At 39.4% G+C, this 24603-nt stretch carries 20 protein-coding genes; 4 read left to right on the top strand and 16 right to left on the bottom strand.

The genetic code is table 11. The features are described from left to right. Position 1 precedes the first annotated feature (1 nt). The 5 genes from ACQ2HE_RS02370 to ACQ2HE_RS02350 form a co-directional block, all read right to left on the bottom strand. A complete protein-coding gene (locus ACQ2HE_RS02370; RefSeq protein WP_430894941.1) occupies positions 2-784 on the bottom strand; it encodes an FN3 associated domain-containing protein in 783 nt (260 codons plus the stop codon). Further along, on the bottom strand, positions 784-1818 hold the full coding sequence (locus tag ACQ2HE_RS02365) for an NHL repeat-containing protein (RefSeq protein ID WP_430894942.1): 1035 nt from the start codon (positions 1816-1818) through the stop codon (positions 784-786). The genes ACQ2HE_RS02370 and ACQ2HE_RS02365 overlap by 1 nt, the downstream gene beginning before the upstream one ends. A 1-nt stretch (position 1819) precedes the next feature. Then, entirely contained in the window at positions 1820-3268 is a 1449-nt protein-coding gene (locus ACQ2HE_RS02360) for a DUF1501 domain-containing protein (protein WP_430894943.1), read from the bottom strand. A 2-nt stretch (positions 3269-3270) separates the two neighbouring features. After that, positions 3271-5583 (bottom strand): PSD1 and planctomycete cytochrome C domain-containing protein, encoded by a 2313-nt coding sequence (locus ACQ2HE_RS02355; RefSeq protein WP_430894944.1) that lies wholly within the window; start codon positions 5581-5583, stop codon positions 3271-3273. Between the two features lie 329 nt (positions 5584-5912). Continuing rightward, a complete protein-coding gene (locus ACQ2HE_RS02350) occupies positions 5913-8285 on the bottom strand; it encodes an ATP-dependent helicase (protein ID WP_430894945.1) in 2373 nt (790 codons plus the stop codon). A 518-nt stretch (positions 8286-8803) separates the two neighbouring features. Here ACQ2HE_RS02350 and ACQ2HE_RS02345 point away from each other — a divergent pair. The 3 genes from ACQ2HE_RS02345 to ACQ2HE_RS02335 all read left to right on the top strand — a co-directional run bounded on the left by ACQ2HE_RS02345 (position 8804) and on the right by ACQ2HE_RS02335 (position 12903). Next, complete coding sequence (locus tag ACQ2HE_RS02345; RefSeq protein ID WP_430894946.1) at positions 8804-9643, top strand: CvfB family protein; 840 nt, start codon at positions 8804-8806, stop codon at positions 9641-9643. A gap of 102 nt (positions 9644-9745) precedes the next feature. After that, complete coding sequence (locus ACQ2HE_RS02340; protein ID WP_430894947.1) at positions 9746-11041, top strand: M20/M25/M40 family metallo-hydrolase; 1296 nt, start codon at positions 9746-9748, stop codon at positions 11039-11041. A 356-nt stretch (positions 11042-11397) separates the two neighbouring features. Further along, a complete protein-coding gene (locus tag ACQ2HE_RS02335) occupies positions 11398-12903 on the top strand; it encodes a choice-of-anchor I family protein (protein WP_430894948.1) in 1506 nt (501 codons plus the stop codon). Positions 12904-13201: 298 nt separating this feature from the next. Here ACQ2HE_RS02335 and ACQ2HE_RS02330 read toward each other — a convergent pair whose 3' ends face one another. After that, positions 13202-13825 carry an NADPH-dependent F420 reductase gene (locus ACQ2HE_RS02330; RefSeq protein ID WP_430894949.1) on the bottom strand — a complete coding sequence of 208 codons (624 nt, stop codon included), beginning with the start codon at positions 13823-13825 and terminating at the stop codon, positions 13202-13204. 125 nt (positions 13826-13950) lie between these two features. Between ACQ2HE_RS02330 and ACQ2HE_RS02325 the strand changes: the two genes are divergently transcribed. Further along, a complete protein-coding gene (locus tag ACQ2HE_RS02325; RefSeq protein ID WP_430894950.1) occupies positions 13951-14118 on the top strand; it encodes a winged helix-turn-helix transcriptional regulator in 168 nt (55 codons plus the stop codon). A gap of 14 nt (positions 14119-14132) precedes the next feature. On the opposite strand, the gene ACQ2HE_RS02320 is transcribed toward ACQ2HE_RS02325, so the two are convergent. The 10 genes from ACQ2HE_RS02320 to ACQ2HE_RS02275 all read right to left on the bottom strand — a co-directional run bounded on the left by ACQ2HE_RS02320 (position 14133) and on the right by ACQ2HE_RS02275 (position 24240). After that, on the bottom strand, positions 14133-14522 hold the full coding sequence (locus tag ACQ2HE_RS02320) for a hypothetical protein (RefSeq protein WP_430894951.1): 390 nt from the start codon (positions 14520-14522) through the stop codon (positions 14133-14135). Between the two features lie 455 nt (positions 14523-14977). Continuing rightward, entirely contained in the window at positions 14978-15610 is a 633-nt protein-coding gene (locus ACQ2HE_RS02315; protein WP_430894952.1) for a hypothetical protein, read from the bottom strand. A gap of 1 nt (position 15611) precedes the next feature. Continuing rightward, positions 15612-17102, bottom strand: a complete 1491-nt coding sequence (locus ACQ2HE_RS02310; RefSeq protein WP_430894953.1) for a hypothetical protein — start codon at positions 17100-17102, stop codon at positions 15612-15614. Positions 17103-17113: 11 nt separating this feature from the next. Beyond that, entirely contained in the window at positions 17114-17794 is a 681-nt protein-coding gene (locus ACQ2HE_RS02305) for a DUF6939 family protein (protein ID WP_430894955.1), read from the bottom strand. Next, complete coding sequence (locus ACQ2HE_RS02300; RefSeq protein ID WP_430894957.1) at positions 17794-19296, bottom strand: DarT ssDNA thymidine ADP-ribosyltransferase family protein; 1503 nt, start codon at positions 19294-19296, stop codon at positions 17794-17796. The genes ACQ2HE_RS02305 and ACQ2HE_RS02300 overlap by 1 nt, the downstream gene beginning before the upstream one ends. A gap of 276 nt (positions 19297-19572) precedes the next feature. Beyond that, entirely contained in the window at positions 19573-19710 is a 138-nt protein-coding gene (locus tag ACQ2HE_RS02295) for a hypothetical protein (RefSeq protein ID WP_430894959.1), read from the bottom strand. A 1024-nt stretch (positions 19711-20734) separates the two neighbouring features. After that, positions 20735-21304: a hypothetical protein gene (locus tag ACQ2HE_RS02290; RefSeq protein WP_430894961.1), complete on the bottom strand. Its 570-nt coding sequence runs from the start codon at positions 21302-21304 to the stop codon at positions 20735-20737. A 1-nt stretch (position 21305) separates the two neighbouring features. Next, positions 21306-22628: a hypothetical protein gene (locus tag ACQ2HE_RS02285; protein WP_430894963.1), complete on the bottom strand. Its 1323-nt coding sequence runs from the start codon at positions 22626-22628 to the stop codon at positions 21306-21308. Then, positions 22621-23910, bottom strand: coding sequence for a DNA cytosine methyltransferase (locus ACQ2HE_RS02280; protein ID WP_430894965.1), 1290 nt, complete (start codon positions 23908-23910; stop codon positions 22621-22623). Before ACQ2HE_RS02280 ends, ACQ2HE_RS02285 begins: the two co-directional genes overlap by 8 nt. A gap of 3 nt (positions 23911-23913) precedes the next feature. Then, entirely contained in the window at positions 23914-24240 is a 327-nt protein-coding gene (locus ACQ2HE_RS02275) for a helix-turn-helix domain-containing protein (RefSeq protein WP_430894967.1), read from the bottom strand. Positions 24241-24603 lie beyond the last annotated feature (363 nt).

Raw genomic sequence — 24603 nt, 5'->3', positions numbered from 1 at the left:
CTTAATAAACATTTATTTCATCAATGAAAAACCATGCGTGCAAGCCCTTACCATCGTGCCATTCAGGTATTTTGGTAACAGCAGCAGCTACAACCTTTATTTTGGACCCGTATAAATTTCTTGGAAGTTTTATATCTACAAATTGACCCGTAGCACCGTTGTGCTGCTCAGTAGCATTGATATCAATACTCGTTTCCCAGGTTTCGACGCCATTCTTATCAATACTATAAATAGATACCGCTTTCGGTAAGAAAATCCAAGCGGCCTGATTTTCCAAAACATGTAAGCTTACCGTATGCACTTGGCGAGGTTGCACAAACTCAATTGTAAACGAAATCGAATCGCTGTCGAATCCTTTCCATGCCGAATCTTGATGTGAACCTGTTCCACTCTTTGCATCAAACAAAGAACTGCCCGTTCCGGGATATTTTGAATTGGTAGGCGAGGTTTCAATTGCTTTGATTGTGTAGCCGGTTTTTGCAAACTCAACAGTTACAACCTTAGACGGAATAAAACCTTTGCCGGCCGATAGCGCTTTTAATTGAACGCGGTCTCCTTTTAAATAAATATACTTCCTCGCCTTCGTAGATTGAATCGAGGGTTCTGTCCCATCTATTGTATAATAGATTTGTGTATGGGGTTGATTAAATTCCAATTGAACTTTGGCTGACCTGTTATAAAACAATGAAGCATATCTTACAATAGGTGGTGCCAATTGAAAACTGTCTTGAGCTAAAACAGTAAAAGAAGTCAACATTAAAAGAATAAAACACAAAAATCTCATTACGCAATCGGTCTTAATTTGTAAGGATATACTTTCCCTGAATTCCATTGAGCCACATATAAGTTTTCCTCATCATCCACGCATACATCGTGCGGATAATCGAACACTTTTATGGTTTGATACATTTCTTGCAACTGATTGCTCTTATACGTGGGTTCACTTCCTGCAATATTTGAAACCACTTTATTGTTCTTATCAAGAATGGTAACAAAACCCGACTGCTGCCAAAGCCTGCTCTGACTCTGTAGCACAGCTGCATACAAATAGTCACCTTTAATTACCGGCCTGCATACCCATGCTCCCGGAAGCGCAATAGTGTCGATATAGGTGCCGTCCATTTCATAACGTTTGAATGCATTCTCTTCTCTCGATGTTACAATCAACACCGGATGTGATGCATCTCGCGCATCAATGCAAACACCGTGGGCATTTTTTACAAATGCAGCTCCTGATCCTCTTCCTCCAAAATGCCGGATATACTGTCCTTTTGAATTGTATTGTATGATAAAGTCCTTACCGTATCCATCCGCTACATATATATCACCATTAGGCGCAATGGCCGTTTCAGTTGGAATGTATTCTTCTTGTTTGGCATACATTCCTGTTTCTTTAGGATAATCCAGCGTCATGAAAACTCTTCCACTCAAGGTTGTTTTAACCACCTGATGACGATTGTTGTCGCAAATAAACAATACCTCCTCGCCATTTTCGTCGAACAATGTTAAACCATGCGCTCCAGGATATTCAGAGCCCCAGCTGTCTAGCAGGTTGCCCGATTTATCATAGATGATTACGTTGTTCTTTGTTTCATTGGTCAGCAAAAAAATGCGACCTTTTTTGTCTTGAACCATTTCATGACAATCCTTTACCGGATTCTTCATGGCATCGGCCTTGCTCCATTTTGTGTCAATTTTGTAACGCTTATTGCCGTATCCAAGAATGGTGTCTTGAGTTGGAAAGGCGTTTACCAATGGAGACATTGCTAAACCGGCACCGGTCAACAATGAGTTTTGAAGGAAAGTTCTTCTTTTCATATTAAGCAATAATGCCTTTAACGAGGTTACCGGATACATCGGTCAAGCGGTAACGACGTCCAAGATGTTTGTAGGTCAGTTCTTCGTGATTCAATCCCATTAAATGAAGAATAGTTGCATGCAAATCGTGCACGTGCACCGGATCTTTCACAATATTGTATCCAAAATCATCTGTTTCTCCATACACAACTCCGGGCTTCACACCACCACCGGCCATCCAAATAGTAAAGCAGCGCGGATGGTGATCGCGACCATAATTTTCTTTCTCTAATTTACCTTGACAATAGTTGGTTCTTCCAAACTCTCCACCCCAAATCACCAAGGTTTCATCTAACAAGCCTCTTTGCTTTAGATCAGTAATCAATGCTGCCGATGCCTGATCCACATCCTGACACTGGCCCTTCATTTGACCAGGTAAATTATCATGCGCATCCCAACCTTGATGGTATAGTTGTACAAATCGAACCCCGTTTTCTGAAAGCTTCCGAGCCAGCAAGCAATTGGCTGCAAAAGTGCCGGGCACCAAACAATCGGGACCGTACATTTTTACAATGCTCTCTGGTTCTTTGCTTAAATCAGTAATATCGGGAACCGCTGTTTGCATGCGGTAGGCCATTTCGTATTGTTGAATCTTGGTGGTGATTTCCGGATCTCCGAATTCATTGTAAGAATCTTGGTTCAACTCCGATAATTTATCCAACATCTTTCTTCGATCCTCTTTGCTCACACTTTCGGGATCATTCAAATAAAGAACCGGATGATCGCCACTACTGAATTGAACACCTTGGTGCACTGAATCTAAGAAACCATTCGACCACAACTTAGAATATACTCCTTGACCATTACCCTTACCTCTTGATAACAACACGCAGAATGCCGGTAGATTTTTATTCTCACTTCCCAATCCATAACTCAACCAAGAACCCATACTAGGCCTGTTACCCACCTGAGCACCTGTTTGGAAGAAGGTCAAAGCCGGATCATGATTGATGGCTTCTGTATACATACTCTTGATGATACAAAGTTCATCTACTACACTGGCCGTATGCGGCAATAATTCGCTTATCCAAGCACGTGATTGACCATACTGATCAAATTTAAACGCTGATGGCGCCAAGGGGAATTTTGCCTGGTTGGCAGTCATACCGGTCAAGCGTTGTCCCATTCGAATGGAAGCCGGGAGGTCTTCTCCAAACATCTCAATCAGCTTAGGCTTATAATCAAACAAGTCTAATTGCGAAGGAGCACCGTTTTGGAAAAGATAAATGATGCGTTTTGCTTTAGGCGCAAAATGGGGCAAACCCGCAACGAGCGCATCTTTTTCTTTTGATCCGAATAGATCGGGGATCATCAATGACCCCAAAGCCACACTTCCAACGCCCACTCCCAATCGCGACAAAAAGCGGCGACGGTTCATATTCAGATGGTGTTCCAAAAATTCTTTTGCCATAACTATGATTTTGTAATGGTTTCTTCCAAATTATAAATGGTAGTAATCGTTTTCATCAGCGCCGCTAATTTGTTCTGATCCAATTTAGGATCTTGCGGATATTCACCTGCTTTTAAAGTAAGCGCTGCATTGAGTTTTTTAGAAGTGAATTGTTGAAGTTGATCTTGGTAATAAGAACTCAACACTTGCAATTCTTTTGAACTTGGCTTTCTACATACAATTCGCTCGAACGCATTTTCAACTGCTTTCTCTCCGTCTGATCCGCTGCTTACTATTTTCTGTGCTAATACACGAGAGGCTTCCAAAACCGTAGGATCATTGAGCATCATCAAGGCTTGTAACGGTGTATTGGTCTTAGACCTCTTTACTTCGCATTGATCTCTGTTGCTGGCATCAAATAAGATCATTGATGGCGGAGGCACTGTTAATTTGATGAAGGTGTACAAACCTCTTCTATACAAAGCATCCCCGTGATCTTGTCTATAACTTGCCAATGCACCGCGGCCTGAAGTAGCGGCTTCCCATAATCCTTTGGGTTGATAGGGCTTCACACTCGGGCCACCAATCTCTTTCACCAACATACCACTGGAAGAAAGTACAATGTCTCTCACTAATTCTGCTTTTACTCTCACGCGAGGCGCATGTGATAAGTAGATGTTCTCCGGATCTTTTTCTTGTTTTTCAGAAGTAGTTTTTGCCGACTGACGATACGTGGCCGACATTAATATTTGCTTGATCAAATATTTAACATCCCAGTTGTGTTCCATGAAATCTACTGCCAACCAATCGAGCAATGCGGGATGAGAAGGCAATTCACCTTGCATACCAAAATCGCCTACTGTTTTAACAATCCCTCTTCCGAACAATTCTTGCCAAATCTGATTCACAAATACTCTTGCTGTAAGCGGATTGTTCTTATCAACCGTCCATTCTGCTAAACCAAGTCTATTCGATGGAAATTTCTTCTGATCGAATTTCATCACGGCCGGTAATGCTTGCGGTTGTACTTCTTGGTCGGGCAAATTGTAAACACCTCTTTTAAGAGTAAAGGTTTTTCTTACCGAATCTTTCAACTCGCCCATTACAGAAACGGTCAAGGCAGACGTATCTTTCCAATTAATGAATTTCAACAGGCTGTTTCGATCCTCTTGTGTAATTTTTATCAAAGGATTTTTAGCAGGTTTTGAAATGCTCACATCACCCTCATATCCTACTTCATACGTGTTATTGAAGAACGCGAGCATTTGATAATAATCCTTTTGACTAAAAGGATCGTACTTATGATCGTGACATTGAGCACATTCAATCGTAAGTCCGAGTATACCTTTACCAAATGTTTTTGTCTTATCTAAAAGGTATTCAATTCTGTATTCTTCATCAATCACCCCGCCTTCTTCCGTATACTTATGGTTTCTAAAAAAGCCGGTAGCCAGTTGCTGTTCTTTCGTTGCATTCGGCAACATATCTCCGGCAATTTGATAGGTGAGGAATTGATCGTAATGCATGTTGCTGTTAAAAGCATGAATCACCCAATCGCGCCAGGGCCATTGCGTACGAACATTATCATCTTGATATCCATAACTATCGGCATAACGAGCAAGGTCCATCCAATACACAGCCATTTTTTCACCGTATTGGGGTTGCGCCAACAATCGATCTACTTGTTTTTCGTATGCGTTGTCCGATTTATCGTTTACAAAAGCTTGCGTTTCTTCAGGAGTCGGTACAAGACCTGTAACATCTAGGCTAACACGCTTGAGTAATCGCTCTTTATCGGCTTCTTCGTTTGGCTCTAAACCTCTGCGATCGAGTTCTTGATAGATGAACTTATCGATGTCATTTTTTACCCAATCAGAAGAAACATCGGGAGGACTTGCTTTTTTAGGTTGGATAAAAGCCCAGTGCTTTTCGTATCGAGCACCTTGCTTGATCCACTTTTTAACCAATGCCACTTCATACTCGGTTAATGCACCTAAATGCGATTCAGGTGTCGGCATTTGATAGGTAGTGTCTTTTGAACTAACACGTAGGTAAACTTCCGATGCATCGGGGTCTCCGGGTTTTAACGCAAAAGCACCTTTTGTTTCCTTTAGAGGAGCGTATGCACTATCTGCAATATCGAGTCTAAGTCCCGCTTTGCGGTGGCCTGCGTCCGGACCATGACAAGCAAAGCATTTATCGGAGAAAATGGGTCTGATGTGGAAATTATAGCTTACCTGGTCGGGGAGTTCAGGACTGTTTCCGCTTGAGAAGCAAGAAGCCGCCAAAACCATTCCGGTAAAGCATGCAATAACGCCTAATTTTTTTGAGATCATAGTATAAAGCAATCAGGCAGAGAAGTTACGACGAAAAGCCCGTTCAGAGTGCACTTGTGGAGGTCGTTAAAGCAAAAAGGAACAATCGGTTGAGTAATACAGTTTTTTAAAAAGTTAGCTTCCTTTTTTTGCTAAGAAAACACTGTAAAATTTTTCTATATGATGCTCTTACTTGTTTGAAACTAAGCATCTTTTTAGCTTAAAACAAGGTTTAGGGTTTGTCAAAAATGCTAAATAGCAGAATGGTGAAAATCGACGATTTTAAAAGAAAAAAGGGTCATTTTGAGCCGAAAACGACTAAAAATGACCCCTTTTTGCCTATTTTTTGATTATTCTATGATTCTCAATTTTGCGTAATTCAGCATGATCTTCTTCTCGCCATTGTGCTCAAATTTTACGGTGGCGATCGGATTGTGAGCTGCTCCCTCCATTTTCACTACTTCACCAAAACCAAATTTTTGATGCTCTACTCGCTCTCCAACTTTCAAATTGCTGGTATCACTTGCTACGAAATCGGCCGAAGGAGTGTGTTCCACCACTTTCGGTGCAGCGGGTTTCGGGGGCAAATAACTGGGTTGGGCCGGTGCCTGTTTTTTAGCCGGAGGAGGACCATACCTTCTTTCCGCATCCGAAGCTTCTCTTCTGGATCCACCGCTTCCCCATCCGCCTCCATTCATTCTATCAAAAGCAGAGGACTGATTGAAATTTGTGAATCCTTGATTCTTAATGCCGCCTCCCGCAAAGGAACGATCCAAATAATCTTCCGGAAGTTCGTCGATGAAACGACTCGGTTCGTTCTGAATCAAATTGCCAAAACGATAACGCGAATTCGCATAACTAATCCAGAGTTTTTTCTTTGCACGCGTGATCACCACATAGAACAAGCGGCGTTCTTCTTCCAATTCTTCGCGCGTATTAATTGACATCGCACTCGGAAACAGTGTTTCTTCCAAGCCACCGGCAAACACACAACTGAACTCAAGTCCTTTTGCGGCGTGAATGGTCATGAGTTTCACCGTATCTGAATCAGGATCTTTATCATCTGCATCGGTAAGCAGGGTTACTTGTTGTAAATAACCTCCCAAACTTTTATCAACCAATTCACCGTCTTCATTATCGGGGCTTTCTGTCCATTCTTTGATACTGTTCAACAATTCCTGGATGTTCTCATAACGCTGAACACCTTCTGCACTTTTATCGTTGAACATCTCTTTTACAATGCCCGTTTGTTTACCAACATGAAAAGCTACTTCATAAGCATTGGCCTTGGTCAGCATGCTTTGAAAGCTCTTGATCATGGTAACAAAATTATCTATGGACTCAAGCGTACCTGCTTTGTAGCCAAACATCGCAGCGTTTTCCAATACTTGCCACATGCTGATGTTTCGGTCGTTGGCATTCAATACCGCTCTGTCTACCGATGTTTTACCAATACCACGAGCCGGATAATTTACAATCCGCTTCAGCGCTTCCTCATCATTGGGGTTTACCACCAATCGCAGGTAAGCGATCATATCCTTGATCTCCTTTCTTTGATAGAAGCTGATACCGCCATAAATCGTATACGGAATGGCCATCCTTCTCAAAGCTTCTTCAAAAGCACGGCTCTGAGCGTTTGTGCGATAGAGAATGGCAAAGTCGCGGTTCATGAAATGATTGCGCAACTTTTGTTCTTGAATGGTATCGGCTACAAACTTACCCTCATCGTTATCTGAATTGGTTCTTACCAATCGAATTTTTTCACCATCCGCATTGTCGGTCCAAAGGTCTTTAGGAATCTGTCCCTTATTGTTGCGAATCACTTCGTTCGCTACATTAATGATCGTTTTGGTACTTCTGTAATTCTGTTCCAGCTTCACCACTTTTACATTGTCATAGTCTTGTTGGAACTGCAAGATGTTTTCAATGGTAGCACCGCGGAAACTGTAGATACTCTGCGCATCATCACCCACTACACATACATTCTCGTGCATGGCACCGAGAAGTTTGATGATCTCGTATTGTGCCGGGTTGGTATCTTGATACTCGTCGATCAAAATGTATTTGAACTTGCGTTGGTATTTGGACAAGGCTTCCGGACTCGTCTTCAGTAATTCATAAAACTTCAACAACAAATCATCAAAGTCCATCGCACCGTTTTTGAAACAGCGCTTTACATATGCGTCATAAATCTGGGCAATAGCAGGACGATTGGCGCGCATGTCTTCCTGCTGGATATGATAATCTGCGGCATATTGTGCAGCACTTACCAAAGCGTTCTTCGCTGAAGAAATGCGGTTGTAAACGGTTGCGGGTTTGTAGTGTTTGTCGTCTAAATTCATTTCATTCACCACTGTTTTCACTACGCTTTTCGCATCGTCGGTATCATAAATCGTGAAATGATTGGGATATCCAATCTTGTCGGCTTCGGAACGAAGAATTCGCGCGAACACGCTGTGAAAAGTTCCGATGTATAGATTTCTAGCTTCGCCATTGCCGAGGATGCGCTCCACGCGCTCCTTCATTTCTTTGGCGGCTTTGTTTGTAAATGTTAGGGCGAGAATATTGAAGGCATCTACTCCGTTCGCCATCAAATGGGCGATTCGGGTGGTCAATACTTTGGTCTTTCCACTTCCTGCACCTGCTACGATCATGATCGGACCGTTTATATGGGTCACGGCTTCTCGTTGGCGCTCATTCAAGTCATTCAAATACGATTGCATGGTTGCAAATTACATCGTTTGCCGCTGCCAACAGCATTTTAGAGTGGGATGTTTTTGGGAAAAAGTGGTAAACAGGAAACGAGGATGAGAGGAACGAGGAGACGAGGAAGGGGAGAGAAGACTGAAGTTTAAATTTTCATTTCACCAAAGACACCATGTAGTTCAAGTTTTGAGTTATTGAGTTCTGTGTGGTAGGTTTTGGGCTTTAGGTTTTAGGCTTTTTTTTGACCACAGATTCCACAAATTAATACAGATTCCCACAGATTAGCCCCTGATATTCAATCAACCTGACTGCGATCAGGATTTACAGGATTAAAGGATTGACAGGATAGTTGCCGCAACTCTTGTTTTCCGGCTTTTCATTTTTGCACCGCAACGGCGCAGCGAGCGCAGCGGTTTCGCAGCGTCCCTCTTCCTTATTTGTATTTCATTCCCACATTATCAAATAATCACACTCTCAAATCATCCTCCTCCTCGTTCCTCGCCTCCTCGTCTCCTCATTTCCCTATCTTTGATCAATGAAATTAACTGCCGGACAATACCATCAGCTCGCTATCCAACGCATCAATGCCTCCGGCGCATTTTTAGACGATGGCGATAAAGGCCTCTTACTTCCCGGAAAATTCATCCCCAAAGACGCCAAAGTGGGTGATGTGCTCGAGGTTTTTGTTTACCATGATTCTGAGGATCGTTTGATTGCAACAACCACCAAGCCCAAAGCCGTATTAGGCGATATCGCCAATTTGAAAGTTGTTTCTACTACTAACCAAGGGGCATTTTTGGATTGGGGATTGATGAAAGATCTCTTTGTTCCGCGGAGTAAACAACGATCGGGAATGCGCGTGGGTGGTTATTATATCGTAAAAATTTATACCGACGAGCAGACCGGTCGAGTAGTGGCTTCAGAAAAAATTGAGCCCTTTCTTTCCAATGAAACGCTTACTGTAAAGGAAAAGGAGATCGTAGACCTATTGGTGTATCGAACTACCAATCTTGGTTATGAAGTAATCATCAACAATCAACACATTGGTTTGGTCTACTTCAATGAGGTTTTCCAAAAATTGGCCTTGGGCGATACATTAAAAGGGACCATTAAAACCATTCGCCCGGATAACAAAATCGACGTTTCTATAGGTCAAACCGGATACAAGAAAGTAGTAAACGAAGAAACCAAGATCCTTGACTTATTAAGAGAACACAACGGATACCTACCCTTTCACGACAAATCGGATCCGGAAGAAGTGTATGAGTTTTTTGGAATGAGTAAGAAAACCTTCAAAATGACTCTTGGAAAACTTTATAAAGAACGCAAAATTGAGTTCACGCAAACCGGCATAAAACTGATCGATAAAGATTAGGGGATTTTTGAGTGTTTTGACCAATTTTGCCCTATTTCCGACCAAAATCACTCAAATTTTGGCCGAATTTGTCCGAAAACATACTTTTTCAAATACCTGCTTATGCTCAAAAAGACATTATTGTTAGCTGCTTTTGTTGGAGCTTTTTCCTTTTCAAAGGCGCAAGTCAATCTTTCCGCTACAGAATCGGCTCTATTGGCAAAAGTGGAGGCTTCTATGCCCGAAACTTGGAAATTATTGGAGGAATCGGTGAATATCAATAGCGGTACCTTCAATATAGCGGGTGTCAAAAAAGTAGGAGAAATCTATGCAAAAGAGCTAAAAAAGCTCGGATTTACGGTAGAATGGGTCAATTTACCCGATTCTTTGAAAAGAGCGGGGCATTTGGTTGCGTACCGTAAAGGTGGTAAAGGAAAGAAAATTTTCTTGATAGGACATTTGGATACTGTGTTTGAACCGGACATGCCTTCTACTCCATTTACCAAGTTAAACGATAGTACGGCAACGGGTCAAGGTGTCAATGATATGAAGGGAGGAGATGTGGTCATCATTGCTGCTTTGAAAGCGCTCGAACAACAGGGACTCTTGAAAGATGCGAATATTACGGTATACATGACCGGCGACGAAGAAAATGCCGGCGATCCGCACGAAGTAAGCAGAAAAGACTTTATTGAGCGCGCCAAACAACACGATATTGCTCTGGCATTCGAAACGGCCACCTCCTTTAATATTATAACTACAGCACGCCGCGGAGCGAGTGGCTGGCAATTGGAAGTAGAAGCGACCCAGGGTCATTCATCCGGAGTCTTTGGTTCGGGTGGATATGGGTCTATTTATGAGGCAAGTAGAATTATCAATAGCTTCAGAGAACGTCTTTCAGGTATACAATACTTGACATTTAACCCGGGACTCATTATTGGCGGATCGGAGGTAAATTACAATGAATCGAAGCAAAATGGGCTTGTTTCGGGCAAAACCAACATCATTTCGCCCAAAACGGTGGTAATTGGAGACCTTCGTTTTATATCGGAACAACAGAAAAATGCGGCTCGCGATAGCATGCGAGCCATCGTTGCTAATAACCTACCCGGCACAAAAGCCTATATCAGATTTTCCGATGGAATTCCTGCCATGCCCCCAACTCAAGGCAACTTATTGCTCGCGGAAAAGCTCAGCGAGGTAAGTCAGGCAATGGGGCTGGGACCAGTATCTCCCGGAAATCCCGGTTTGAGAGGAGCAGGAGATATCTCCTATGTTGCAGAGTACCTGAATTGTTTGGATGGATTGGGTGCTTCCGGTAGAGGAGCACACGCGCCCGGTGAAACCATTAAATTGAATGAATATCCATTTCTGATTAAAAGAGCGGCTGTTTTGATAAGTAGATTGATAGCAAATTAGTATTAGTTGCATTTTGTAGAAAAGGGTCGATTTCGAGTGAAATTGGCCCTTTTTTGATTGATTTATCTTGTTTTTGAGGTTTTTTGACCACAGATAACGCGGATTAGGACAGATAGACACAGATTAGCGGTTGTGTGTTTGATTAGACTAATTGAATTTCAGCCTTTAATCTGTGTTAATTTGCATTTATAATCCTGCAAATCTGTGGTCAAAAAAAGCCTAACACCTAAAGCCCAAAGCCTAAGGCGTAACGCCTAATACCTAACCACCTCTTCATCATCCTTAATCTTCAATTAACCGTTCATTAACGAGCGCTTAACACACGTGAACAAGTTTTGCAGTTCAAAACTCTGCAAATGAAAAAATATGTACTCTCTTTAGTTGCTTTAGCATTATTGGCTACGGCCTGTAAAAAAGGTGATCCGATTGACCACCCTCATTTTTCAAATGAAGACGCTGCAACTTTCAGTGAAATCAGCTCTATTAAAGTTGGAGAATTGGGCGCTGCCGAAATCACCGCCTTCGACCCCGAAACAAACCGACTTTTTGTTGTTACCAACAGCGGCTCCAGCCGAATCGACATTCTCGATCTTTCAAACCCGGCTCTTCCTGTATTAATCGGGAACATTAGCATTACACCTTATGGTGGCGGTGTAAACAGTGTTTCTGTGAGCGATGGGAAACTGGCAGCAGCGGTAGAAGGTTTTGTAAAGACCGATCCGGGTAAAGTAGTTGTGTTTAGAACGAAGGACTATAAACTGATTAAAGAAATTCCGGTGGGAGCGCTACCCGATATGGTTACCTATTCTCCCGACGGAGAGTTCATCTTAACTGCCAATGAAGGTGAGCCAAATGACTCTTATACAATTGATCCGGTTGGTTCCGTTTCCATCATTGAAGTGAAAAGAAACTACGCAGTACAAACCATCGGTTTTGAAGCATTTACGGGCAAAAAAGACGAATTATTGGCAAAAGGACTGAGAATTTATGGTCCAAATGCCAGTTTTATGCAAGATATCGAACCTGAGTATGTGGCCATTTCTCAGGATTCCAGAACAGCTTGGGTAACCTTACAAGAGAACAATGGTATCGCGAAAATTGACATTAAGAGCAGAAAAGTCACCAATATCTTCCCTTTAGGCTTCAAATCCTTCAATTTAGCTGAAAATGCGATCGATCCCAGTGATCGCGATGGAGGAATCAATTTCAATGCCTGGCCTGTAAAAGCGAGCTACCTTCCTGATGGTATCGGCGTTTTTGAATTATGGGGTAAGCCTTATGTATTTACAGCCAACGAAGGTGATGCACGTGAATATGCCGGCTTTGTAGAAAACAAGCGTGTGAAAGACATCGTATTAAATCCGGCTGTTTTCACAGACGCAAGCTTGAGAACAGATGCCAAACTAGGCAGACTTAACATTACCACTACGCTGGGTAATACCGATGGTGATGCCAAAAACTTCGAAGAATTGTATACGGGCGGCGCTCGCTCTTTCAGTGTATGGAATGGAAATACCGGTGCCTTGCTTTTTGACAGCAAAAATGAGCTGGATAAATCTTGCGCAGCCCTTGGTTATTACGACGATGCTCGCAGTGATGACAAAGGTGTAGAACCGGAAGGCATGACCTTGGGTTGGGTTGGAAAGCGCCCAATTGCTTTTGTTGGAATGGAACGTGCCGATGCGGTTGCTATCTATGATATCAGTCAGCCCACAAGCCCTGTATTGATTAAAATATTGAAAACCGGCGATGCTCCTGAGGGGGTAACTTTTGTTCCGGCCTGCGATAGTCCAACCAAGAAAAGTCTCTTGATTGTGAGCAGTGAAAACGACGGAGTAGTAAAAGTGTATTCTGTAGAATAAGGGCAAAAACAGCTAAAATTTGTCAAAAAAGGGGTGTTTTTAATCAAAAACACCCCTTTTTTATGCATTTTTTCAATTATTGAGCTCTGAGAATTCTTTGCGCATCTTTGCGTTCTTCTTCTCTTTGCGGTAAAGTAAACTGTTCGAAAATTTAGTAAGCTAAAAAAACCAAGTAGGTATCTATTATTTTTTTGACCACTGATTCGCACAGATTAGAACGGATTAACCACAGATTAGTGACCGCAAATTCTAACACCCAATAAATTGAAGCATCAGCCTAAGGCCTAAAGCCCAAAGCCTAGCCCTGCCTCTTCAACAATTTCATCCCAATTTCCCTTCCCTGCCCCTGAAATAGCGCCAAATTGATCCAAAAAAAGGCAAATTGCTCCATTAATTCGAATTTATCATTGCCACCAATATCGTAACAAGCGGCGAAACCGGAATCGAGTGCCAATTGTTGGGCGGCAGCTTTTCCGGGCTTGCTATCTCCGGCAACAAAGAGGTCCAATGATTGATCTCCGTACACCGGATTTTGCATGTTATTGAAACCTGTGGTATTGAAGCATTTTACCACATCGCGGGTGGCGGTGTTATCGAGAATTGCCTGAGCCGTATTTGAATATCCTTGGGGACCGCGGTTCATTACGATGTTCATGGAGTCGATAATGATTTTGCCGCTGGTATCTCCGAGGCTTCTAGCCACTTCAACCGCCATAGGCGCCGGCGTGGCCAATAACACAATTGTTGCTTTTTGAACCGCCTCTTGGATCGACAAAACAGCAGTATTGGGATTGTTCAAGAGTTGTTGTCCTTTAAAGGAAGCCAAGTCACGAACACCCAATAGAATGGTGTGTCCTTTTCGAGCCCATTGAGTGGCGAGCGCTCCGCCAACATTTCCTGTACCTATAATGGCAATAGTCATAATCTTTTATTTGTGTTCTTTAAGTTAGTACAAAAAGCCGCTCTCGGCTACTGCTTTTTTGGGTAGAGCTGCTTCACCCAGCATTTCTTTTAGATTTCTTTCAATGGGATTGCAGATGGCAGTTAATGGGATTACAAGGAGAAGGCTTTATCACCCGCAAAGTATACCCCGTAGTTCCCCCGAAAGTAGAGTACACCATCACAGACCGTGGCCTCCGTGCGGTGGAGATCATCAAAATTATTAGGGGTTATGGAGTGGAGTTGATGAAGGAGTTTGGGGTGGAGGAGGGTTGACATATTCATATAGCTCAATCCCACAAACCAGCGCTTTCAAATTGCAATGTCTTCTTTTCGCATTTTGGGCATATATAGAAAAATCGGGCACCGTCTAGATCGGAATCGTCATGTTGTTTTATGTACCTGCCTCTGCTATTAAAAGGGCCCAATTGTGGATCGCTTCCATAAATCTTAAACCGTTCCGGGTCTAATTTCGTGGGCTTGGGGGGATTGCTAATACCAAGAACCTCCGTGTCGAACTCAGTAGGTTCGCTGTAAATAGTCTTCGATATCAGAGACCTTTTCTTACTGTCTAGAATTATTTCAGAAGCCCCGGTATCGAGAAGCATTCCTACTCCATGCATCAGCATTTTTGACTGATATTCACAGGACTTGCATTTCGCTTGATAGATATGGCCCATAGCATGAAATTTCATTTAGTCAAAAGACTATTTCGTGTGCACCACTACCTTACGTTATGTTTATTATGATACTTGTCTTCTCGCTCACCCTATACACATTTACTTTCTAAATCAGAAAATAATAAATGATGTCCTTTGTGCTGACTTAGTAAATTTTTCTGCAAAGACTTTGATTCTTCTAGACTATCTATAGTATGGTTTACTTCATTACGATTAACTCGTCCTTTTGCAAAAATCTCAAAAAATGTAGCCAACGTTTCGGATTTAGCGTTCATGCAAGATTTCAGGACATAAAACCGCCAACCCGGCACTAAATTTTATTTAAAGAACTGCAATTAAATTTAAGCACTTCACCCCGCATGACGTCAAACCCATATAACCGCCTCGTGCTTCTTTTCTGTCGTGTTGTTGTCTGTCCATTTCGTGTCGTATTGGTGCGTTGGCTTGGTGGCTCTTTATTTTTTCATTTGTCCAATCTTAGGAACTATTGTTATTAGAAATCTTTGGTTTGCATCGCCAATGTCAGGCTGCGTCCTTGGAATACCTTTCTCACCACTGCCAGCAACAATTATTTCACAGTTCTTCAATTCGTCAAGTCCAAGATTGTTTTGCTCCCAAAACTTAATTAGCGATTGAGCCCTGTGATAGCTTAGGTCGTCATTTCCAGCCCAATTGTCTTTTGATGCTTGACCCTCGACTACAATTAGATATTTGATATTTTCCTCCTCTGGATATTTTAAAATGAGTTGTTTAATTACGTTACCGGCTTTAAGCAAGTCAGCTCGTTTGTCAGGCACAATTTTAGAGATGTCATAACTACCTTTTGGAAACAAAAACTGCATATTTAAAATGTGTTTTTTGTTCTCTGCGTCATACTTAAAATATGCCGTGTCGATATTGTTGACTGTTTTTTCGATTTCCTTAATTCGGTCAAGTTCCCTGCCTTTTTCTCCAAGTTCTCCAATCATCTTATTTTGCATGGTATAAACCAAAACAAAGAGAACAAGCATGACAAAAAACAAACTTGTCATTAAGTCTGAATAGCTTAACCAAAAGAAGTCTCTTTTTTTCTCGTTTGATTTAGCCATCTTATTTCTCTATTGGGATTTCTATTTTGCTTAAGGTTTTTTTCAAGTCAATAATAGCTTCAATTAGAGCCTTATTAGTTTCAATTGATTGCTTTTGCGAATCCTTGAAATCATTTCGCATGTCAACGATTTGATTTTTCAAAACATTGAATTCATCCTTTTGGATGGATGAGTTTTCTACAAAAACTTTAATGGCATTTTGTATTTCATTAATTCCTGTGAAAAAGTTGTTGTTACTGCCAATAAAGGATTGAATTTGCTCAGTAGAAGTTTTAAAGTAACTATTGAGTTCCTTGTAAACCTCTTTGATATCTTGATTAAGTTCATCAACTTGGGTCCGCCAAACTTCTCTGTGGTCGTTTATAGTAGGGAAGTGTTTTTCTAAAGAATCTTTGAATTGCTTCTGTAATTCAATAGTGGCAACACTATTATTGCTTATTGCTTTAAGATTTAAATTGAAGTCCTTAAACTGTTCAATGATTACATTCATGTCATGGGCAACTTTCTCTGTTTTGTCAACATAACCATTTAGGCCCTTTTGATACGCTTGAAATTTTTCTAAGTGCTCTGCTGATCCTTTAAGGTCCGCAAACACTTCTGCAATTTTGGTTGCAGTCCTGGTTAGACTTAACTTGTTTATTTCTTCAAGAACAGTCTGTTGCTTTTGTAAATTTTCATTGAGAAGATGACCTGAATCTTTGTAGTCATCCATGTTCTCACCAAATTTGATAATAAAATGATTTAAAACATCTTTAAAACTTCCAAGAGATTTGGAAACGCCAATATTCAAAAATGGTAGTAGTTCTCTTTGTAAAAAATCGTAATAATGGTTTTTGTCTGTATCATTTTTGTAGGCCGCTGGCTTGTAAACCAAAGCTGAATTAATCACAGTAAAAGCTAATCCTACCAAACTTGCAAACATTGCGGCAATAACCCCATTCAGTAACTGGGCAATACTATCAGATGAAATTGTCGTAGTAGTTCCTTCAGTTGTAGCGGAGAAATCAATCCCCCACAAACCAATAATAATTCCAACAAAGGTTCCTCCCAATCCGATATATAAAGGAACATTTATAAGGTTGCCAATTTCATTGTCAACCTTTTCAAGATGCCTTTCGCAAGTGTCTTTTAAAATCCCAAAGTCTGCTGATGCTCCTTTGTTTTTGCACAAATAGGCATTAGTGGATTTAATTATCTCTGAAAAGTGTGAATGATTCGCTTTTGTTGAATTAGGAATAACTAAAAGCTCGACTTGATCCGCATCTTCTGATTCCTCAATTATTTGGACATAATTTGGGAGTGAATCCAAGTATTTATCAAATTGGTCAGATTCACTTAGAACTGCTTTTGTTATAAAGAATTTTTCGATTTGTATTTCTTTAAACGAACTTGGAAAAAACCGCTGATACGACTTTATTTTAAAGAAGACGTTGAAAAATACTAATATTTGTAATCCGACAAGGGCTAAAATGAATATAATCTCAAATGTCATGTTCTCTGCTTTTAAAATAGGGTTGTTTGATTGTCGTCCTTTTTGTTTTGAGTTTTTTTAGTTCTCGGTTTAGTTGCTTTCTTTTTAGACTTTTCCTCGACTGGATTCAGTTTCCTTTGTTCAAGTTCTTTATACAAGTCGGTTGCCATTGGATAATTACCCTCAACGTATGCCTTCACGAGAAAGGCGTGTGAAAGCGGTTTTTTCGGGTTTAAAACATCGCAATTAGTTTCATAGTCAAGTAAAACAATATCCTCTTTTTTTGATGCTTCTTTAAGTCGCTCAATTATTTCTGAAACCTTGTTTTCTAATACCCATAAATAACTCGGAAGATAAATCTGTATTCTAGCATCAATATAATTCAGCAAGTCGGTGCCATTTACGCCTTTACGATGCCCTAAAGGTTTTCCATATTTTCTGACAGTTCTTTTTATGTCTTTCATTGTGTCATTAGAGAACATCGCTTCGTCAATATCAGCACTTTCAAAAACTTTTAAAGCCTGCCAAATCCCCTCAACAGATTTGGCTTTGCGGTTTTCTGAAAAAGGGATAGGAATATTTCCGTGGGGATAAAACGGACTCAATTTAACTAAGCCAGTTGTTGCTTTTGAGGTAACATCAACGATTTTGGCATTGGGGTATTTTGCCAACAACGCTTTTTCCTTCTTCTTTTTATTCTCGATGTATATCATTAGGCAAGACTTTCAATATTTTTAATATATTCTATCGGAATCCAAGTTTTTACGAGGACTTCCGCTTGGTTATATGGTTTTTCGTTGTCCAATAAATTGTAGTGCCTTACTCGTTCAGCTTTCTTTAAAATGTCAAACCTAATATTTGACAAATGCTGTACTTCTTTGCCAATTATAGGAGTGTAAGAAGAAAATGCCGCAGCATTTTTGTCTGAAAACTCAGTATGCTCAAAATAGGCTATCTCAATATCTATATCAAGCCAAACTGGTCTTGAAATCCTCCCGTCTCTTTGAGCAATAAATAACATCGGATGTTCTTTATTAAATGCAGCTCTTACAAAATCTTTTTTACCATTAATTGTATCGTTTTGGCGTGAACCTAAGCTACCACCAGGCATTGGGATTTCTATTCTGTTTAAATCACAATAATACCAAGAAAATAAACCTCCATTTTCCTTAATAGATTTAAGATTTGACCTATCAGTAAAATGATAAAATCCCGCAATACCATTGTCTTGTAGGATTCTTTGAAAATCTCTCCAATTGAATTTTTTTGTTAATAGTGCTTTTAGCTTATTTTCCTTTTCTGTTTTTTTTGCTTCTTCGATTTTTCTTATTTCCTCGGCTTCTTCCCTTGCAATCCTTTGTTGTTCTAATTTCTTTTCTTGTTCAATTCGCAGACTTTCGGCTTCTTCTTGTTGTTGTCTAAGAAGTTCTGCTTGTCGTTTCTTGAAAACTTCTAGTTCCTTTTCTTTGAGTTTTTCTACTGCTCTTGAAAGCCGTTCAATACCTTTTTTATAGTCCGGTTTAATTGACTTCGAAAGTCTATTTATAAGTAGTTTGGCGTCATCAAGTTTATTTTGTTCTATCAGCGAATAATGATGATTGAGTTCTTTTTTAATGTTGCTTTCATATATTTTATTTTGCCTTTTCTTTTCTTGCTCTTTGGTTTTATGACGTCTAAGGGCAGATTTTTCAGATAATAATCTTTCGAGTTGTTTGAAATCTTTGTCAAACGCAGAAACAGTGAAATCCGATAATTCAACTTTGTCATTCACTTTGTTCTTGCCGAGAAGTGAAAACAGTTTATTTATTCGTTCGTCAAATGACGAAGTGTCTGGATTGAAAACTTCTTTAACACTTGATTTCTGTAGCTCAAGTAGAGTCAAGTTTGATTGATGACGCTTGATTTCATTTTCAAGTTCATGCAGGTCGTATAATTTCTTTCTTTTCTTCGTTGGTTTTGTTTCTGATAGAATTTCAGGCTCGTTTTCTATTGCATCTACAATTTGTTCAGCAGTTACAAAATCAATCAGAGGTTGGAGAATTTCCTTTCTTTCTTCGTCATTAGTAGCACTTGACGCTTTTGTAAGTATTTCTTCTTTGTCTATTCCTTTCTCAATAGTTGCCTTAGCGTCTTGATACACTTTTACATCAGACTTTTTCTTCTTGCCTACAAAGAAGATTTTAATAGTTGTCCATATTTTTTTGAAAAACTTCATTATTCAGGTCGTGTGTTGGGGCAAACGCAAATGTGGTGCAATTGTGTGTCTGCTTTTGGGTAGCGTCGCACCTCTTTTGATTTTGCTGAAGCGTTGGCTTGTCTGTTCATTTTTCCTGTCGTTTTATTGTTGCACTGTCGTCTTTTTGCATTACCGGTACCACGTAAATATACGAAACACTAATCAAATAAATAAACTCTCAATCTGTTGTATTCCATATAGTTAGTGTTATACATTTACTATATACAATTAGCACAATCCACCAATCTCCCTCCCCTAATTCTTCATCACCGCCGTCCTCTCACTCACTCCGTTCTCATTCACACTCTCGATCTGAAAATAATAGGTGAGGTCTTTGTCCATGTATTTGATGTAGTTTTCGTTGGAACTGTGCACCATGATGCAACTGTACATATTATTGGGAGCAATGCCGTAATAGATGTTGTATGCATAGGCGTTGCTTACCGGGCTCCAACGAACCCAAGCGCTTCTTCGATTCTACTAGGTAATCTATATTTTGTTTGATTTACCATTTAGTTTTTTAATCGTCCTATTGCAAAAACCTTGAAAACAGTTCTAGGCAACGTTCAGGTTTTTGCGAAGTCGGGGAATTCACTGATTTACTAGCCCGGTATAAAAGCTCATTTGAAAATATGGTGTTGAAGTTATGAACTAAAACTGAAATTTGAACGTTGAACCCGATCCACAGCTGATGCTTGCACATAGCTGATGTAACAATGTCCACCCTGCTTTTGCAAACACTTTTGTTGGCAGCACACCATATTTATAACTTCAATTTTTCACATAGAAATAACTTCGTAAATGAGCCGTTCCGTAATATTCAACTTTTAGTATCGGAAAGTAATACCCTACTCCACTGCTAATAAGATTATCGGGGTAAAGTTTTAGCATCTTGCTTATCTACGCAGATCTGTCAATCATTACTAGAAATTTAGAATACTCTCTGGTTAGAAAAAACCGTGTCTTTCAATGGCACTATTAAACTTGAATTCAAAAGCCGAAGTATAGGAGTATATTCACTGTCAGTAAATTTATTAACGTTGGTATTGTAAAACAAATTTGTGCTTTTTTAGGAAATGCTGTCGAATTGCTTTTTTGTTATAATAATTGTAGGGTCCCAATTTATTCAGTAATCAGATACTCGTGCTAGGGTACGTTTGTTTCTTAGCTACCCATATGACATAAGGCTTAGAGAAATTAGAATTGTAAAAAGTGAATACTTTCGCTTCCGTCAGCCTGCATTTTTGGCAATACCCATTTTTTACGTTCGCCATTTTTCTCGGTTAACTTTAATGTGGATATGTGTAGAACTGCAGAGTGTTGCCTGTGCGTTGACAAAAGACGGGCTCTTATGCAAGGTTGGCTTCTGTGTGTCAGCTTTATGTACCTTTCAAATGTGTCTGACTTGGTGCGTTGGCTAAGTTTTAATGATGTCCATTAATTCCTCAAACGATGATATGCCATGAATTTCTTTGGTGTCGACCCAATCAATACCGTTATTAGGAATGTAACTTATAATTCCTGTTTTAAAATTATGCTGTTCATTAAATTGTTGTAAGTCTATAAGCCAATTCATTGGAAGCTTTTTTAGCCGTAATATTTCTTGGAAATCATTTGAAAGCTTATTTATGCTATTTCCTTTTTGTACCAACAATAGCAGTCCAATGTCTATGGTTTTTGCTACTTGCAAATAACCTGCAAGCTGTGAATAATCTTTAAGGCTTAACTGGGGTAAATATTTTGCTTCAATTAATATTAGTCTTGCTTTATTGTTTTCACAAACAGCAAAAACTATATCGACCTTTAATTTAGGAATGTATGAATTTTCTGGCTTAATAGTAATTCCCGATTGAAGTTCTAAGTCCTTAACCAGTGTATCTAAAGTGTTGTTGCACGAGTAGTAAACTTTAAAATCACCATATAAGTATGAACTTAAATACCGAATAAACTTTTTTGAAAATTCTTCGTAATAACTAATTTCATTCATCCTATTGAATATTTACATTTAATCCTTTTACTGTAATTTTCCTTTTAATCATTTCTTGGTTTAGCTTGTTTGAAACAGAAGAACAAATAAAAGCTCTTTGATTGGTAGTATTCACTACCAATAATGGGCTATTGAAGCCACTTCCAATAGTTGAAACTAAAACAATATTTTCAGAACAACTGTTCAAAATCTTACTCATTGAGCCCATATGCCTTTTACCATTCAAAGAAGTAGCAAATAAGTAGGCGATGCCTTGGTCTAATCCAGCAAAGTCAACAAATGTTTCATCTTCAAGCAGCTTGCTTATTTTAGTTTTTTTCTTTGATATTTCTTTGTCAGGAAAATATGTTGATTGAATTTTCTCGAATGCTTTTTGCAATTCTTTTTTCGAACCTTTTGATAGTCGAGGAAAGAAATTTATTAGGCTGTTTTTCTGTTTAATTAGTTTATCGATTTCGTCTTTTGGTGCATGAGGACAATTTAAAACTGCACAAAAATGATGATAATGGAAAAATATTTTATTTCTTACTTCGATGGGAAGTTCAGACGAATTTTGGTCGCTATGAACTGTTATTGGGCTCGGCTTACGTAATTTTCTTAGATAACATGGAATCTGTTCTTCTTTCTTCTGCTTCTTTTCAATTGTAGTTACATCAATTGATTTTGCCTTCAGCGCAAAAGAATGTTGCGCTAAAAAGGATTTCACAAGAAACCTAATCTTAAACCCTTTCTTCCATCCCTTGTAGTCTGGGTCAGACGCTGCATGTTGATTTGGATGATTATATAAAATTTGGTCAGTAATAGAGCCTAAATCAGTAAGCCATGAACATAATTGAACAACGAATTTGAAATTCTTTGTACTGCCAGGAATTTCGACTGATACAACAGGTGCATCATCAGTAAAACGCCTGTGAGAAAGCGTAAGACTTGCCCTTGTGTCGAAGACGCCTGAGAGAAAACTTTCAACACTTATTCCTGTAAGTTTAGTTTTTGCAATTGCTAAGTCAACAGTTGATAATAAAAAGCCGCCGATAGGTAAATTTAGGGCTTGTAAATCCTTTATCAATGGTGAAATATCTGCACCCTCAATTGGTGTAATTAACCACCGACTATTACCAATTTCGTAGGTAACATCAAAATTGTAAGTAGTATTAAAACGTTGGCGTATATTGGTAAGAATGTCACTCGCAATGATATTCATTCGCATAGGGTCCATCCCCCATTTTTTAAAGGGAAGGTCAATAACAAAAGTATTTGTGTCAACTTTACCACCACCAACTAAAAGCCCTAATAAATATGCTTTAATGTGATTGAAATTACCCATTGTCTATGTGCTTGGTTAAGGCTTTTGCAATTACCCAACCAAATATTGGAGGAACTGCATTTCCGATTACTTTATAAGCGTCAGCAATAGTTTTGAAAGGAAAAGTAAAATCGTCTGGGAACGATTGTATTCTCGCAACTTCCCTAATTGTAAAACGCCTATTTTCAAAAGGGTGGGTAATGCCACAATTTTCTGGTTGAGCTGAAGCTGTGATTGTTCCGTTTATTTCACCAAGAGCAAATCTTCTGTAGAAATTAGGGGCTCTGTATTTTTGTGGATTGTTCCAAATTTTCAAAAACCTCTCAGACATATCTTTTGGGTTCATGTTTTTCCAAGACCTTCCAGTTGTAATTGTATTTGAAATTTCATGTAATGGAGTTCTTTTTTTAAATTTTTCGAGTGCCTCTCTACCATCAAGGCAAGCACCGATTTTGTCAACCATATATTGTCCGCCTGGTGAATACTTCCAAAAGTCGTTGTATTGTGGGGCATCTTTTGGTATATCACATAAGGCAGAACCTAAATACAAATCATACGGGCTTTCTTTTTCATTCGGAAGGTTATACTCCGCAACTACTTGGTCTAAAAGAGAAAAGTCAAAGTAACCAATGTCTTTACGGATGCCAACAATTATTAACCGTTGTCTGTTTGAAGGCACGCCATAATCACAGGTCTTGAATAATTTATAATTCGTTTTGAAACCGAGTTTTTCCGTTCTTTTAACTATTTCATCAGGAATACTTGTTCCATTATCCATTTTTGAGGAAAGAATTCCTTTCACATTTTCAAATACAAATCCAATCGGTGGATTTTTTCTTTTAAGTGCTTGCTTTAAAAGGTTTTCACATTCTTCAAATAAATTACCTCTTTCATCATTGATGCCTTTTCTTAAACCAGCATTTGAAAAAGGCTGGCAAGGGAAGCCTGCAATTAAAAAATCAAAATCAGGAATAGTGTTTATGGCAATGTTTTTTATGTCATCTTTTACGAAAGAATGTTTTCCGAAAAATGATTTGTTTGAATTATAGACTAACTCTGCGGCAGGATCAATATCGTTTGCAAATTCAATTTTGAATTTATTTTTTTCAAAGTGTCTATCTCTAAAATTAAACCCTCCGGTAAATCCTAAATCTAAACCGCCGCAACCGCTAAAAAGCGATACAACTTTGTATGTTTTTTTTGTTAAAGTTATTGCCTTACTTTTTGTTGTTTTAAAATTAATCAGTATCTGCGGTTCTTCTACTGCTGACAATTCTGAATTTTCTTTATACGATTTATACATGAGTTAGATATTTAGCTTTCCTTCTTTTGTTGATTTTAATCGCAGGTATTTCGCTTTTTCTTCGGCTATTTGAAATAATTCTTTCGAGTTATCCTCTTTATAGATGAGTATTGCGATTTTTTCACTGTAAAACTCTCTGTCTAATTTTTTTCTGTCTAACTGAAAGACTTTTGCAAGTTTTGGTAGTATTTCTTCTGGAACAGTTCTTTTATTGTTCTCAATTTTTGATAAAGTTGATTGGTCAATGTCGAGAGCTGCGGCAAGTTTTGTCAGTGTCAAGTTGTTTTCAACCCTTAGCTTGTGTATATACTCTCCAAATGTTTCTTTCATGGTCTTGAAATTTTACCTTGACAGTTTTGTCAAATTTAGCAGCCTTTTTTGAATTGCCAAAATCTTTAGCTAAAATGCTTTATATAGCTTCATTGAGTTGTTGATGAAAATTGTCTTGCCCAGATTTGAATTGAAGTCCATGAGATTTCTGTCAGCTGGGTTGTACGTTGGCTAGGGGCGTTGGTATTTTTAGCTCGTTGCAAGGCTTGTTTTATGTCAGGGTTTTGTGTGCCCTGCAATGTGCTAAAGATAGCGTTGCGCAGCATGGCAAAGTCTAGGGTGTTAGAATATGTACGGTATGTTTCAATTGTGTGACATATAACGAGCAAGGCTTAATGCATGTTGGAAATTTGTGTTCCGTCT

Origin of the sequence: Endoryza foliicola, from assembly GCF_050589245.1 — a bacterium.
Lineage (GTDB): Bacteria > Bacteroidota > Bacteroidia > Chitinophagales > Chitinophagaceae > Endoryza > Endoryza foliicola.
The sequence above is the reverse complement of the archived record's forward strand: the minus strand, read 5'-3'. Positions and strand labels throughout refer to the sequence as shown.

What these genes read in the sequence shown, in the direction of transcription:
- ACQ2HE_RS02370 (WP_430894941.1), bottom strand. Translation starts at nt 784, where the DNA reads ATGAGATTTTTGTGTTTTATTCTTTTAATGTTGACTTCTTTTACTGTT.
- ACQ2HE_RS02365 (WP_430894942.1), bottom strand. Translation starts at nt 1,818, where the DNA reads ATGAAAAGAAGAACTTTCCTTCAAAACTCATTGTTGACCGGTGCCGGT.
- ACQ2HE_RS02360 (WP_430894943.1), bottom strand. Translation starts at nt 3,268, where the DNA reads ATGGCAAAAGAATTTTTGGAACACCATCTGAATATGAACCGTCGCCGC.
- ACQ2HE_RS02355 (WP_430894944.1), bottom strand. Translation starts at nt 5,583, where the DNA reads ATGATCTCAAAAAAATTAGGCGTTATTGCATGCTTTACCGGAATGGTT.
- ACQ2HE_RS02350 (WP_430894945.1), bottom strand. Translation starts at nt 8,285, where the DNA reads ATGCAATCGTATTTGAATGACTTGAATGAGCGCCAACGAGAAGCCGTG.
- ACQ2HE_RS02345 (WP_430894946.1), top strand. Translation starts at nt 8,804, where the DNA reads ATGAAATTAACTGCCGGACAATACCATCAGCTCGCTATCCAACGCATC.
- ACQ2HE_RS02340 (WP_430894947.1), top strand. Translation starts at nt 9,746, where the DNA reads ATGCTCAAAAAGACATTATTGTTAGCTGCTTTTGTTGGAGCTTTTTCC.
- ACQ2HE_RS02335 (WP_430894948.1), top strand. Translation starts at nt 11,398, where the DNA reads ATGAAAAAATATGTACTCTCTTTAGTTGCTTTAGCATTATTGGCTACG.
- ACQ2HE_RS02330 (WP_430894949.1), bottom strand. Translation starts at nt 13,825, where the DNA reads ATGACTATTGCCATTATAGGTACAGGAAATGTTGGCGGAGCGCTCGCC.
- ACQ2HE_RS02325 (WP_430894950.1), top strand. Translation starts at nt 13,951, where the DNA reads ATGGGATTACAAGGAGAAGGCTTTATCACCCGCAAAGTATACCCCGTA.
- ACQ2HE_RS02320 (WP_430894951.1), bottom strand. Translation starts at nt 14,522, where the DNA reads ATGGGCCATATCTATCAAGCGAAATGCAAGTCCTGTGAATATCAGTCA.
- ACQ2HE_RS02315 (WP_430894952.1), bottom strand. Translation starts at nt 15,610, where the DNA reads ATGGCTAAATCAAACGAGAAAAAAAGAGACTTCTTTTGGTTAAGCTAT.
- ACQ2HE_RS02310 (WP_430894953.1), bottom strand. Translation starts at nt 17,102, where the DNA reads ATGACATTTGAGATTATATTCATTTTAGCCCTTGTCGGATTACAAATA.
- ACQ2HE_RS02305 (WP_430894955.1), bottom strand. Translation starts at nt 17,794, where the DNA reads ATGATATACATCGAGAATAAAAAGAAGAAGGAAAAAGCGTTGTTGGCA.
- ACQ2HE_RS02300 (WP_430894957.1), bottom strand. Translation starts at nt 19,296, where the DNA reads ATGAAGTTTTTCAAAAAAATATGGACAACTATTAAAATCTTCTTTGTA.
- ACQ2HE_RS02295 (WP_430894959.1), bottom strand. Translation starts at nt 19,710, where the DNA reads ATGTACAGTTGCATCATGGTGCACAGTTCCAACGAAAACTACATCAAA.
- ACQ2HE_RS02290 (WP_430894961.1), bottom strand. Translation starts at nt 21,304, where the DNA reads ATGAATGAAATTAGTTATTACGAAGAATTTTCAAAAAAGTTTATTCGG.
- ACQ2HE_RS02285 (WP_430894963.1), bottom strand. Translation starts at nt 22,628, where the DNA reads ATGGGTAATTTCAATCACATTAAAGCATATTTATTAGGGCTTTTAGTT.
- ACQ2HE_RS02280 (WP_430894965.1), bottom strand. Translation starts at nt 23,910, where the DNA reads ATGTATAAATCGTATAAAGAAAATTCAGAATTGTCAGCAGTAGAAGAA.
- ACQ2HE_RS02275 (WP_430894967.1), bottom strand. Translation starts at nt 24,240, where the DNA reads ATGAAAGAAACATTTGGAGAGTATATACACAAGCTAAGGGTTGAAAAC.